The sequence below is a fragment of the Streptomyces sp. NPDC039609 genome (genome assembly GCF_055596705.1).
In genome coordinates this window covers 536,483-548,533 of record NZ_JBVIUJ010000004.1, presented here as the reverse complement: position 1 = coordinate 548,533, position 12,051 = coordinate 536,483, and the positions used below count along the sequence as shown (strand labels likewise).

Annotated in this window: 12 protein-coding genes; 8 read left to right on the top strand and 4 right to left on the bottom strand. The window is 69.8% G+C overall.

The features are described 5' to 3' along the window. The first annotated feature begins 52 nt into the window (after positions 1–52). From ACZ561_RS14725 to ACZ561_RS14700, 6 genes are all read left to right on the top strand, one after another. Complete coding sequence (locus tag ACZ561_RS14725) at positions 53–301, top strand: helix-turn-helix domain-containing protein (RefSeq protein ID WP_361595747.1); 249 nt, start codon at positions 53–55, stop codon at positions 299–301. 121 nt (positions 302–422) lie between these two features. Continuing rightward, positions 423–1,061 carry a hypothetical protein gene (locus ACZ561_RS14720; protein ID WP_470994153.1) on the top strand — a complete coding sequence of 213 codons (639 nt, stop codon included), beginning with the start codon at positions 423–425 and terminating at the stop codon, positions 1,059–1,061. A 6-nt stretch (positions 1,062–1,067) separates the two neighbouring features. Then, entirely contained in the window at positions 1,068–1,613 is a 546-nt protein-coding gene (locus ACZ561_RS14715; protein WP_470994150.1) for a flavodoxin family protein, read from the top strand. 513 nt (positions 1,614–2,126) lie between these two features. Beyond that, positions 2,127–2,585 carry a Crp/Fnr family transcriptional regulator gene (locus ACZ561_RS14710; RefSeq protein ID WP_470994146.1) on the top strand — a complete coding sequence of 153 codons (459 nt, stop codon included), beginning with the start codon at positions 2,127–2,129 and terminating at the stop codon, positions 2,583–2,585. 25 nt (positions 2,586–2,610) lie between these two features. Beyond that, positions 2,611–3,249: a CBS domain-containing protein gene (locus ACZ561_RS14705; protein ID WP_470994143.1), complete on the top strand. Its 639-nt coding sequence runs from the start codon at positions 2,611–2,613 to the stop codon at positions 3,247–3,249. A 48-nt stretch (positions 3,250–3,297) separates the two neighbouring features. Further along, on the top strand, positions 3,298–3,984 hold the full coding sequence (locus ACZ561_RS14700) for a response regulator transcription factor (protein ID WP_361755699.1): 687 nt from the start codon (positions 3,298–3,300) through the stop codon (positions 3,982–3,984). Positions 3,985–3,989: 5 nt separating this feature from the next. Here ACZ561_RS14700 and ACZ561_RS14695 read toward each other — a convergent pair whose 3' ends face one another. Genes ACZ561_RS14695 through ACZ561_RS14680 form a run of 4 tightly spaced genes read right to left on the bottom strand, consistent with a single transcriptional unit; the run spans position 3,990 to position 10,166 of the window. Beyond that, positions 3,990–5,726, bottom strand: coding sequence for a sensor histidine kinase (locus tag ACZ561_RS14695; protein ID WP_470994138.1), 1,737 nt, complete (start codon positions 5,724–5,726; stop codon positions 3,990–3,992). A 51-nt stretch (positions 5,727–5,777) separates the two neighbouring features. After that, positions 5,778–8,399: a cation-translocating P-type ATPase gene (locus tag ACZ561_RS14690; RefSeq protein WP_470994135.1), complete on the bottom strand. Its 2,622-nt coding sequence runs from the start codon at positions 8,397–8,399 to the stop codon at positions 5,778–5,780. A gap of 7 nt (positions 8,400–8,406) precedes the next feature. Beyond that, the gene (locus tag ACZ561_RS14685; RefSeq protein WP_470994132.1) at positions 8,407–9,267 is read right to left on the bottom strand and encodes a universal stress protein; all 861 of its coding nucleotides are present in this window, start codon (positions 9,265–9,267) and stop codon (positions 8,407–8,409) included. Then, on the bottom strand, positions 9,264–10,166 hold the full coding sequence (locus ACZ561_RS14680; RefSeq protein ID WP_470994130.1) for a universal stress protein: 903 nt from the start codon (positions 10,164–10,166) through the stop codon (positions 9,264–9,266). Before ACZ561_RS14680 ends, ACZ561_RS14685 begins: the two co-directional genes overlap by 4 nt. A gap of 245 nt (positions 10,167–10,411) precedes the next feature. Here ACZ561_RS14680 and ACZ561_RS14675 point away from each other — a divergent pair, with 245 nt between their 5' ends. Then, complete coding sequence (locus ACZ561_RS14675; protein WP_470994128.1) at positions 10,412–11,035, top strand: CBS domain-containing protein; 624 nt, start codon at positions 10,412–10,414, stop codon at positions 11,033–11,035. Positions 11,036–11,057: 22 nt separating this feature from the next. Further along, positions 11,058–12,047, top strand: a complete 990-nt coding sequence (locus ACZ561_RS14670) for an Acg family FMN-binding oxidoreductase (RefSeq protein ID WP_470994124.1) — start codon at positions 11,058–11,060, stop codon at positions 12,045–12,047. The last annotated feature ends 4 nt before the right edge of the window (positions 12,048–12,051 follow it).

Genomic DNA, 12,051 nt, shown 5'->3' with positions numbered 1-12,051 from the left:
CCAGCGGGAGCAGAGCTCAATCCCCTTTCGCGATCAAGGAGCAAGTGTGCACGTGGATTCACGGACGTCCCCCAACGAGATCCGCAGCGAGATCAACTCACAGGCGCGGCGCGTGGTCGAGCCGGTGCTCATGGACACGTCCGAAGTCGCGACGATGCTCAACATGTCGACGAGCTGGGTCTACAGGGAAGCCTCGAAGCTGGGCCTGAGGGGCTACAAGCTCGGTCGCGGCAGGAATGCCAAGGTCCTCTACAAGAGGAACGAGGTCTTCAAATGGCTGGAGCAGCAGAAGGTCCATTAGACGTGGGCCTTGGCGGACGGCCTTCGAATCCCCTCGGGGATGGTCGACCGGGGACCGTTCGGCCCCAGCGAGATGCCTGTCCTGTGGACCAGACTGGTGGTGTCGGATCCGGGAGGTCTCCATGAATACTCAGCCGAGCGCCGCCACGACAGACGAGCCTCTCTTGCTCGACGCGGCTCTGCCCGAGTTCCGGTTCTCCCGCCTGGAGTGTGCGGCAATCGCCGCCGCGCCGGACGCTGTGTACGGCGCGGCCCGTGATCTGGACATGCTGTCCATCCACTCGCCGCTGTTCGAGGTGGTCATGTGGGCGCGTGGAGTGCCCGACCGGGTGCGCCGTCGGCCCGTGGTCACACCGCCGTCGATGCGGGTGTCCGATCTGTTCGACACCGATCAGCGGGACGAGGAGGCCCAGCCCTGGGTGGCCCTGGGGGAGCGCGCGGGTCGTGAGATCGTCTTCGGGGCTGTCGGCAAGGTGTGGAAGCCCACCATCGAGTGGCGCCGTGTCGAGCCCGGGGCCTTCGCGGGGTTCGAGGAGCCCGGCTGGGCGAAGATGGCCGCCGCCTTCGTCGTCCACCCCTACGGGGAGCAGCGGTCCCTGCTGACCTACGAGGCGCGCACGGCCTGCACCGACCCGGCTTCCACCGCACGGTTCGGCCGTTACTGGATGCTGGTTTCCCCGGGCGTCGGCATCGTGCTGCGCGGGGCGCTGCGGGCGATCGAAGTGGCAGCGGAGGCCGGAGCGAAGCACCTGAGGAGATGAGTCGTGATGCGTGCTGTGATCGTCTACGAGAGCCTGTTCGGCAACACGCGCGAGGTCGCTGACGCGATCGGAGAGGGCGTGAAGGAGGCGCACCCGGACGCCGAGGTCGAGTGCGTGGCAGTCGTCGACGCGCTGCCGGAACGCATCGGCCCCACCGATCTGCTGGTCGTCGGCGGGCCGACCCATATCCGGGGCATGACCACAGGGATGAGCCGGAAGATGGGGCTGAAGGCCGAGGAGCAGGAGGCTGAGAAGGAGGAGCGTCCCTTCACCCCCGAGGAGGGCGCCGAGGGTCCTGGCGTCCGCGATTGGTTCCACGACACGCTCCCGAAGGCCCACACCGGTACCCATGCTGCCGCGGCCTTCGACACCCGGGCGGATATGCGCCTGGCCGGCGCCGCCGCCGGCGGCATCGCACGTCGGCTGCGCGGCCATGGCTATGAACTCGTCGCGGAACCGGAGGGATTCATCATCGAGGACACCGAAGGGCCGCTGCGCGAGGGCGAAAGGGATCGCGCGAGGGCATGGGGCGCGGCCCTCCAGGTCGCTTGACTCACCCACACAGGAACGCCACTGGCCAGCGTGAGAGCACGTCAAACAGGCCCCTCTCCCGTAGCGGAGGCCGCCATGCGAGGGCCTGTGACCTCTATCCCGTGGACGTGCCGCACCCAGAGTCAAAGGCTCAGCTGGACGTGAGTGCCAAGACCCACGGGCTGCGTCGGCCGGTGAGGCGCGATCAGGTCCGTGTACATCCTGGCCGACGCACTCGCCGGCTCTGCCCGGGACCGGGTGCGTCCGGCGAAGCCGTGCTCCGTCAGCCAGGGCGCGACGCGCCTCTCCGCGTCACCCGGCTCGGGTGGCCTTCCTCAGACACACGCCGGAAGGTCGCTCAGTCGGCGTCGAGCTTGTGATCAACAATCCCGATGCGTGCCGCACACCGGGACGCCTGAGGGGGGTCTGACACGCCTCGCACGGGCCGAACAGGGCCCCAAGGGGGCCATCCGGCCCTCCTTTCCCATCACGGAACGAGGCCAGACTGGGAGTGGACACCGTCAGGAGGCCCCGATGAGCACTCCCCCTAGCCCACGGCTCACCGCAGCTCTCTCCGCCGACCAGCGTGACCGGCTGTTGGAGTGCGCCAGCCCGGTGGACTTCCCTGAAGGGACCCGGCTGTTCGAGGAAGGCGGATACGCCGACCGGTTCTGGATCGTCCGTACCGGGACGGTCACCCTGGACGTCCGCGTGCCCGGCAAGCGGCCTGCCGTGGTCGACAGCGTCAGCGCGGGCGAACTGCTCGGCTGGTCGTGGCTGTTCGAGCCGTACCGCTGGCATTTCGGAGCCGAGGCCATGACGCGGGTACGAGCGAACGAGTTCAACGCGGCGACCGTGCGCATGATGATGGACGCCGATCCGAGCTTCGGCCTCGCCCTGGACCACTTCGTCGGACAGATGCTCGCCCACCGTCTCTTCTCCGCCCGCGTGCGGCTGCTGGATCTTTACGCCCCGCACGGCAGCGGCCTGTAGATCCTCACCCCTCTGGGAGAACGTGATGCCAGCCTCGCGCTACACCGTCAGTGATGTCATGACCCACACCGCCATCGCGATCGGCCGTGACGCGCCCTACAAGGAGATCGTCGCCCTTATGGACCAGTGGAAGGTGAGCGCCCTCCCCGTCCTCGAAGGGGAGGGTCGTGTCGTCGGCGTCGTCTCAGAGGCGGATCTCCTGCCGAAGGAGGAGTTCCGGAGCGTGGAACCCCGCCCGGACGAATTCGCCGAGGCGTCCAAGGCCGGGGCCGTGCGGGCCGGCGAGCTCATGTCCAGCCCGGCCGTGACCGTCCACCCTGACGCCACCCTCGCCGAGGCGGCGCGGATCATGGCCACGCGGAAGGTGAAGCGCCTGCCCGTGGTGAACGACATCGGCATGCTGGAGGGTGTCGTCAGCCGCAGCGACCTGCTCAAGGTGTTCCTCCGTAAAGACGACGAGATCGAGGCAGAGATCCGCCACTCGGTCCTCAGCGAACCGGCCGTCCCTCCAGATCTGGACGTCACCGTGGCGGAGGGTGTGGCCACGATCCGCGGCGCGCTCTCCGACCGATCGCTGGTGCCGCTGCTCGCACGCGCCGTACGGGCCGTGGAGGGGGTCGTGGACGTCCGGATGGATCTCGGTGCCCAGGAAGACGCCCCGTGACGGACAATCCTTATGGGGGCGGTAGGTACCCACATCACAGAGGTCGCCATGTCCGAACTGCCCGCAGCCGACACACCCACCCAGGTCTTCCTCGTGGACGACCACGAGGTCGTCCGCCGGGGCCTTCGCGACCTGATCAACGACGAACCCGACATGGAGGTCGTCGGCGAGGCGTCGACGGCGGCCCAGGCGCTGGCCAGGGGGCCCGCCCTCCGGCCGGACGTGGCGGTCCTCGACGTGCGGCTGCCCGACGGAGACGGCATCTCCGTGTGCCGGGAGCTGCGCTCCCGGATGCCGGACCTGGCCTGCCTGATGCTCACCTCGTTCGACGACGAGGACGCCCTGCTCGACGCCATCATGGCGGGAGCGGCGGGTTACGTCCTCAAGCAGATCAAGGGCTCCGATCTCGTATCGGCGGTACGGACCGTGGCCACCGGGCAGTCGATGCTCGATCCGGCCACCACCGCCCGGCTGATGCACTCGCTGCGGGACCCCGAAGCGGCGAAGCCACCGGAGGATGAGCGGCTCGCGGTGCTGTCCGAGCGGGAGCGGTCCGTGCTCGACCTGATTGGCGAGGGGCTCACCAACCGGCAGATCGCCAAGCGGCTCTATCTGTCCGAGAAGACGGTCAAGAACCACATCTCACGGCTGCTGGGCAAGCTGGGCGTGGAACGGCGTGTGCAAGCGGCCGTGATCGCCGCACAGGTCCACGAACACGACGCCGAGCAGGGGTAGCGCCCTCACTTCCGGTCAGCGACCAGGGGGATGCGCCACTCGAGCACAGTGCCGTTGCGGGGTTCCGCCCGTGCGAAGACGGATAGGGAACCGCCCAGGCGGTCCGCCCGTTCAGAGAGGTTCCGCAGACCGCTGTGGGGCCGGCCTTCTGGGATGCCTACACCATTGTCACTCACTGTCACGGCCAGGACGCCGTCATCCGCGAGAATCGCCACCTCCGCCCCGCGGGCCCGAGCGTGCCGGGCCACGTTCGTGAGCGCTTCACCGATCACCGCGATCACCTCATCGGCCACCTCGGGAGGCACATCCGTGTCGAGCAAGCCCTCCATACGAAGGGCGGGGGCGAACCCCAGCGTCGACGCGGCTGATTCGACTGCTGTGACGATGCGGCTCCTGAGCTTCGGTGCCGTTCCAAAGGTCTCGTGGTCCCGGAGGCCGAAAATGGTCGACCGGATGATCTTGATGGTGGCGTCCAGGTCGTCGATGGCCCGGGCCAGCCGGTCTGCCGCTTCCGGGTGCTCGACGAAGCGCCGGGCGCTCTGGAGCGTCATTCCTGTGGCGAACAGGCGCTGAATCGCCAGATCGTGCAGGTCGCGGGCGATCCGGTCGCGGTCCTCCAGAAGGACCACCTGCTCGGCGTCACGACGGTGGTCGGCCAGTTCGAGCGCCAGTGCCGCCTGCCCCGCGAATCCGGGGAGAGCGGCGATCTCGGCGCCCACGAAAGGGGACCGACCACTACGCCGGGCGAGGATCAGTACGCCGCTCAGCCGCTCCTTCGTGCCGACCGTGACGGCCACCGCCGGTCCGAAGCCCTTCCAGCGCTCCGGCTGCACCGTCACGCGCTCGTCGCACGCGACGTCCGCCACTGTGACCAGGCCGTCTTCCTCCATGAGGGCCGCGGCGGCCAGGGTTCCTTCGCTGCTCGGCAGGACCACGCCTCGGTGCGCGTCGGCGCCCTCACCACGCGCCAGCGAGCCGCGGAGCTCGCCGCCCGTACCCACCAGGTAGAAGACCCCCATGTCGGCACCTGCGATGTCGACCGCCTGCTCCAGCATCCCTTCCAGCACCTGGGACTCTTCCGCGCCGGACAGAAGAGCGCTGGTGAAGTCCGAGCTTGCCGCCAGCCAGCGCTGCCTGAGCCTGCCCTCCTCGTAGAGCCGGGCGTTCTCGATCGCGATGCCGGCGGCGACGGCCAGGGTCGTCACGACGGCCTCGTCCTCGGCGTCGAAGTCGACCCCTCCACGCTTCTCGGTGAGGTAGAGATTCCCGAACACCTCATCGCGGACCCGGATGGGGACGCCGAGGAACGAGTGCATCGGAGGATGGTGGGGCGGGAATCCGTACGAGGCCGGGTGCTCGGACAGCTCCGACAAACGCAGCGGCTGGGGGTTCCGGATCAGCTCGCCGAGAATGCCGTGCCCGGAGGGCAGATCTCCGATCTGCTCCCGCAGGTCGTCGCCGATACCGATGGGGAGGAACTCGGAGAGCTTCTTGTCATCACCGATGACTCCGAGGGCTCCGTATTCGGCGTCGACGAGGGTGACGGCTGCCTCCACGATCCCGCGCAGCACCTGGGGCAGGTCCAGTTCCCGGCCCACGGACATGACTGCCTCGAGGAGCCCGTTGAGCCGGTCCCTGGTGCCTCGCACCTCGTCGATGCGTACCTGGAGCTCTTCGAGCAGTTCATCCAACCTCAGCCGCGGAATCCTGCTGCCTGCGAACTCGGAGCCCTCACCACCCATCGAAACCTCCGGAAGCGTCGAGCGCACTGACAGGGCTCGACGCGCGCACTTTCACCGTAGTCCGGATGTGCCACCCGCTCCTGTCGGCTGGCCGGGGTGGAAAGCGGTCCGTACGACGCGGGCCGCCACGAAGCCGGCGGGCGCACAAGCGACAGCGATGCCGATGCCTGCCCATCCGAGCGGTTCCGTCTCCAGGACCGAGCTCAGGAAGGGCACGTACAGCGCTGCCGCGGCCAGCACGGTGGAGGCGAGGACGGACAGGGGAAGGAACGGGTTCTTCATGGTCAGCAGCCGGGCACGCAGCCCCAGGACGACGCCGAGCTGGGCGGCGAGGAGGGCGAGGAAGAGGACGCTCTGCCAGGCCAGGTCCAGCGCCTGGGCGGCGAGTCCCGCACCGAGAGAGGCCGTCGTGACGACGGCGGCGAGGACGAGCAGGCGCTGCCAGGCGCCGCCGCCGAGGATGTGCTGGTCAGGCGGGCGTGGCGGTCTTTGCATCGCTCCCGGGGAGGCCGGTTCGGCGCCCATGGCGACGCCGGTGAGGCCATGTGTCAGGAGGTTGATCCACAGGATCTGCCCCGCCCGCAGGGGCAGAGGCAGCCCGAGGAGAGGGCCGATCAGCATGACGAGGATCTCGGCCGCGCCGCCGGCCATCCCGTAGACGAGGAAGCGGCGGATGTTGTCGTAGACACGCCGTCCCTCGTCGACGGCCGCCACGACCGTCGAGAGTTCGTCGTCGGTGAGGACGAGGTCGGCCGCCTGGCGCGCGACCTCCGTGCCGCGCGCGCCCATGGCGACGCCGATGTCGGCCCGGTGCAGGGCGGGGCCGTCGTTGACGCCGTCGCCGGTCATGGCGGTCACCGCTCCCCGGGCACGCCACGCTTCGACGATGTCCAGCTTCTGCTGGGGATCGGTACGGGCGAAGACGCGGACCGAGGTGAGGTCAGGGACCCGTCCAGCGGCCACGTCCGCTCCCGTGACGACGTCGCCGTCCGTCTCATCTCCCTCGCCCACGAGAGCAACGCGGGACGCCACCGCCCTCGCCGTCGCAGGGTGGTCACCGGTGATCAGGATCGGGGTGATGCCGGCCGCCCGGCAGGAGGCGAGGGTCGCGGCGGCATGCGGCTTCGGTGGGTCGCTCAGCGCAACGAGGCCAAGGAGCGCGAGGCCCGACTCCGCCGCGGTGACCGGACTCGGCAGGTCGTCCCGTACGCCCGATGCCACGGCGAGCACGCGGTATCCCCGCGCGGCCAGGTGCGCTGCCTCCTCGCGGGCCCGCGCGAGCGCGTCCGGAGAAGCGTGCAGGACGGCCGGGTCGAGTACGGCTTCGGGGGCACCCTTCAGGCAGACGAGCAATCCGTCTCCGTCAGTCTTGTGGAGTGTCGTCATGCGCCTGCGGAGGCTGTCGAAGGGCGCTTCTCCGATCCGGGGGTGGGTCACAGACAGTTCCGTCGGCTCCGGGCAGCCCGTCTTGGCCGCGGCCGTGAGCAGGGCCGCTTCCATGGGGTCGCCCAGGGCCGTCCACCGGCCGCCGGACGCCTTGTCGTCTGCCGGACGCAGCGTGGCGTCGTTGCACAGGGCGGTGACGGTCAGGAGCTCCGTCAGGGGCTGGAGCTCGGCCGCCTCCGCCGGCCTCCCGGCGACAAGGACCTCGCCTTCGGGTTCGTACCCCACGCCCGAGAGCTCGGCGCTGACTCGCGGTGTCCAGACGTGCTGGACGACCATGCGGCCCTCGGTCAGGGTGCCGGTCTTGTCGGTGGCGAGGACGGACACCGAGCCGAGCGTCTCCACCGCTGGCAGCCGCCGCACCAGGGCGTGCCGGGCGACCATGCGCCGGGCCCCGACAGCGAGGGCCAGGGTGACGACGGCGGGAAGGGATTCAGGGACCGCCGCCACGGCGAGGCTGATGGCGGTGACAGCCATCGTGCCGAGCGGGAGCCCCCGCACCAGGCCGAGGGCGAAGACCAGGACGCACAGGGCGAGCGTCACGGCCGCGAGGACGCGCCCGAGGGCGGCGAGTCGGCGCTGCAGCGGGGTCGGCTCGCGACGTTCGTCGAGAAGAGCCGCGATGCGGCCGAGGGCGCTGGATGCCCCGGTCGCCGTGACTACGGCCACGCCCCTGCCCCGGACGACGACCGTGCCCGCGCTCAGCGTCGCACCGGGGTCCTTGTCGACGGGCACGGACTCCCCCGTGAGCATGGACTCGTCCACCAGTACGGCGGACGCCTCGGCGAGCTCGGCGTCGGCGGCGACGATGTCGCCCTCACCGACAAGGAGGACGTCACCTGGGACGATCGACGCCGCCGGGAGGTCGCAGACGGCGCCGTCACGCCGCACGCGCGCGTGCGGCGCGGTGAGGGCCGAGAGGGCGGCGACGGCGTTGTCGGCCCGGATCTCCTGCGCCACGCCGACGGTCGTGTTCACGAGGACGACCAGTCCGATGACGATCGCGTCAGGATGGTCGCCGATCGCGAGGGTAAGAACGACGGCCCCGAGGAGCACCATGATCAGCGGGTCGGTCAGCTGGGCCAGGACCCGCTTGTGGAGCCGTACGGGCTTTCTCGCGGTCACCTCGTTGGGGCCTGTGTCGGCGAAGCACCGGGCGGCCTCCTCCTGGGTGAGCCCCGTCGTCTCCCGCACCGGTGCAGGGGCCCGGTCCGCTGCCGACGCCGTCATGACTCGCTCACCTGGCTGGGACGGTGATCACCGGGCAGTGGGCACGGTGGAGCAGTCCGTGGACGACGGAGCCGACGCGCATCCCGGTGTATCCGCCCCGGCCTCGACGGCCGACGACGACGGAAAGGGCGTGCTCGGCTGCGTCCGCGAGCGTCTCCACGGGTGAACCGATGGGAACCTCGTGGGTGAGCCGGACGTCGGGATACTTCTCCGCATAGCCCGCGGTGGTTTCCGAGAGCAGGCGGCGCTCGGCGTGGAACAGCGTGTCAGCACTGTGCAGAGCGAAGACGGGTGGTTGCCAGACGGCGATGGCACGCAGTGCGCAACGCCGGAGGTCCGCCTCCTCGAAGGCCCAGGCCAGGGCTGCTCGTGAGGATTCGCTGCCGTCGACACCGACTACGAGGTAGGGCGTCTCCTGCGTGACGTGTTCCGCATCGCCCACGACGGCCACCGGGCAGTGCGCCTTCGCGGTGACCGGAACGACCAGGGAACCGGCGCTCAGGAACTCCTCGGTACGACTGAGATGCCGGGAGCCCAGCACGATCATGTCGGCCTCGTGCGACAGACCGGCCAGGACTCCTGCCGGGAACCCGTCAAGTAGGGAGGAGGTGGCCTTGATGCCCGGCTGCCGGGCCTGCGCCCAGGCGAGTGCCGTACGCAGAGCCTCCGTGCCGGCCTGCCGCTGTGCCAGGTGATGCGGGGTGTCGTCGACGTGATGGGTGTCGTGCTGCGGTGGTACCGCGACCACCAGGCGCAGTCCCGCTCCTCGCAGGTGGGCCTCGTCCGCAGCCCAGGCGAGGGCCAGGTGCCAGTTCTTGACGGGGTCGATACCGACGACGATGTCACGGCGAACCGTGGTGCTCGTCATGACGTGCTCCCATGTCCAGGCCCTTGCCGAGGGATGAGCTCCACGGGGCAGTGGGCGTGCTGCAGCAGGGTCAGCGTGATCCGGCCGAGCGTCGGTCCGAGGTAGCCGGGCGATCGCCGACCGCCGACGACCAGGAGGTCGGCGTGGTGGGACGCGTCGACGAGAGCGCCGGGCACGCTGTGGCTCTTCTGGGCGTCGGCGTGCACCGTCAGATTCGGGAACTCCTCCCGGACCCGGTCCGAGACCGAGGCCAGTACGCGTACGTGATCGCGGGGAATCTCGTCGCCACCGTTGCGCAACGCAGCCCGTGAGCCGGCGGACAGCTTCACACTCCAAATGTGCAGGAGCCGCAGAGGCACTTTTCGGAGCAGGGCTTCGCGGGCCGCCGCACGGGCGCAGCCCACGTCGGCCTCGTTCCGGACCGCCGCGAGCACCACACCGTCCTCGACGGGCTCCGCGGCCCCACGCACCACGACCAGGGGCGTGGTGGCGCCAGCCGCGACCTCAAGACCGACCGATCCGAGCAACAGCGAAGAGAACCCGCCAAGACCCCGGTGCCCGACGACGATCGTGCCGGTCCGGGCGGCGGCTTGCCGCAGACTGGCTGGGGCTCCGCCATCCGTGAGCTCCGGGACGACCGTCAGGTCGGGGTGACGTTCCGCGATCTCGTCAGCAGTCAGGTCGAGTAGTTCCCGCCCCGCTTGCCGGCTCCTGACGATCTCCACCTCGGACAGAAACGGGACCGGTGCGTCCGTGTCCGCCGCATGAACGAGGCAGAGAGTGCTGCCCCGCAAGGCCGCCTCCGCTGCCGCCCACATCACAGCCGTGTGTGCGGACGGTGATCCGTCGACGCCGACGACGACCCTGCCCAGACCGGGACCGGTTGTGGCTGTGTTCATGGCTCCTCCTCGCACGGTCCGAGGGACCTCCTTCCACCCTGGCAGCTGGTCCCGGTGGCCGCAGGGCCGCTGGGGGCAATGAACGGGACCAAAGGTCCCCCCGGCCGGGAAAGGCGCGGACCGGGCCATGACGAGCCCACTCGGTCCTGAGGGTGGACCATTCGGCCCTCGCCGACCCCGAGCGCGCGTCGGAGGGTGGTGATGCGGGACAGCACCGTCCGAACCCTCGAACAGGAGGCGCGGCGATGAAGCACATGAAGGTCGGTGGTCTGATGACCGACAACGTGATCTCCGCCGTCCCTACGACGTCGTTCAGGGACGTGGCGAAGATGCTCGCCGAGCACGACATCAGCGGGGTCCCCGTCCTGGACGAGGACGACCATGTCGTCGGAGTCGTGTCCGAGAGCGACCTCCTGGCCCGCCACGAGCTGACTGCGCGGGCCCTGATGACGACGCCGGCCGTCACGGTTCACGCAGAGGAGACGGTGCCGGACGCGGCGCGGCTGATGGTGCGCCGCGGAGTCGAGCGTCTTCCCGTGGTCGACGAGGAGGAACGGCTGGTGGGCATCGTGACCCGCCGCGATCTGCTCTGTGTCTACCTCCGCCCGGACGCGGAGATACGGAGGCGTATCCGCGAGGACGTACTCGCGGATGCCATGGGCCTGCCCGGGGATGCGGTGGACGTGCACGTCCTCGACGGCGTGGTGACGCTGGGGGGCCGCGTCCGGTGGCGGAGTCAGGCGCTGATGCTCGTCGGACTCGCCGAGAGCGTGGACGGCGTCGTCGCCGTCGTGGACCGGTTGTCCTTCCACGAAGACGACACCCGTCTCACATCCCCCACCCGGACTCCACACGACATCTCATGGTGACTCACCTCAGACTGGACGAACCGTGTCTACCACCGCTCTGACCCGACCACTCGTGACGTCGCTGATCGAAGACGCCGTCACGGCTCCCTCCATGCACAACGCACAGCCCTGGAAGTTCGTCTGCAAGCAGGGCACCGGGGTCATCGAACTGCACGGCGATCCGCTGCGCGGCATGCCGCACGAGGACCCGGACCACCGCGCCCTCCACCTCGGCTGCGGCGCCGCCCTGTTCGGCCTGCGCGTCGCCGCCGCACACCGGGCCCTGGACCCCGTGGTTCGGCTGCTGCCCTCTCCCGACGATCCCTGGCACCTCGCCGACGTACGCTTCGACGCTCCCGACGACGCCGACAGCGAACTGGGCGTACTCCATGCCGCTCTGCCGCGGCGGCACACCAGCCGCTTCCCCTTCACCGAGGAGCGGATCCCCTCCGAGGTGATCGACGGGCTCCGTGCCGCGGCTTTCCTCGAAAGTTGCCGACTGGTTGTACCGGGAGCGTGGCACACCGACACCGTCATGGGTCTCGTCCACGCCTCTGAGCTGTTCGAGGCGGCGGACGAGGCCGTACGCGCGGAGATCGCTGCCTGGACACGCACCGGTGCGGGTGGGGAAGGCCCCGGCACCGAGGGCATCCCCTCGTACGCCTTCGGCCCGAGGCAGTACGACGTGACCTCCCCCGTCAGGGACTTCGGCGCCCCCCGCCAGGTGTCCGGCCGTGCCTCGGCACGCTTCGAGAAGAAGCCGCAGATCGCACTGCTCGGCACGGTCGAGGACACCCGGGAGGAATGGCTGAAGGCCGGTCAGGCCCTGCACCGGGTCCTCCTGCAGGCCACCCTCGACGGACTCGCCACCTCACTGATGTCCCAACCGCTGGAATGGCCCGAACTCCGTTCCGAAGCACGCGATCCCGGCTCGATGGTCAGCTTCGTCCACATGGTGATCCGCCTGGGCTACGGCCCCCAGGGTCGGGTCACTCCGCGCCGGCCCGTCTCCGAGGTGCTCGCCTTCGACTGAACCG

What these genes read in the sequence shown, in the direction of transcription:
- ACZ561_RS14710 (WP_470994146.1), top strand. Translation starts at nt 2,127, where the DNA reads ATGAGCACTCCCCCTAGCCCACGGCTCACCGCAGCTCTCTCCGCCGAC.
- ACZ561_RS14685 (WP_470994132.1), bottom strand. Translation starts at nt 9,267, where the DNA reads ATGACGAGCACCACGGTTCGCCGTGACATCGTCGTCGGTATCGACCCC.
- ACZ561_RS14705 (WP_470994143.1), top strand. Translation starts at nt 2,611, where the DNA reads ATGCCAGCCTCGCGCTACACCGTCAGTGATGTCATGACCCACACCGCC.
- ACZ561_RS14720 (WP_470994153.1), top strand. Translation starts at nt 423, where the DNA reads ATGAATACTCAGCCGAGCGCCGCCACGACAGACGAGCCTCTCTTGCTC.
- ACZ561_RS14690 (WP_470994135.1), bottom strand. Translation starts at nt 8,399, where the DNA reads ATGACGGCGTCGGCAGCGGACCGGGCCCCTGCACCGGTGCGGGAGACG.
- ACZ561_RS14715 (WP_470994150.1), top strand. Translation starts at nt 1,068, where the DNA reads ATGCGTGCTGTGATCGTCTACGAGAGCCTGTTCGGCAACACGCGCGAG.
- ACZ561_RS14675 (WP_470994128.1), top strand. Translation starts at nt 10,412, where the DNA reads ATGAAGCACATGAAGGTCGGTGGTCTGATGACCGACAACGTGATCTCC.
- ACZ561_RS14695 (WP_470994138.1), bottom strand. Translation starts at nt 5,726, where the DNA reads ATGGGTGGTGAGGGCTCCGAGTTCGCAGGCAGCAGGATTCCGCGGCTG.
- ACZ561_RS14680 (WP_470994130.1), bottom strand. Translation starts at nt 10,166, where the DNA reads ATGAACACAGCCACAACCGGTCCCGGTCTGGGCAGGGTCGTCGTCGGC.
- ACZ561_RS14700 (WP_361755699.1), top strand. Translation starts at nt 3,298, where the DNA reads ATGTCCGAACTGCCCGCAGCCGACACACCCACCCAGGTCTTCCTCGTG.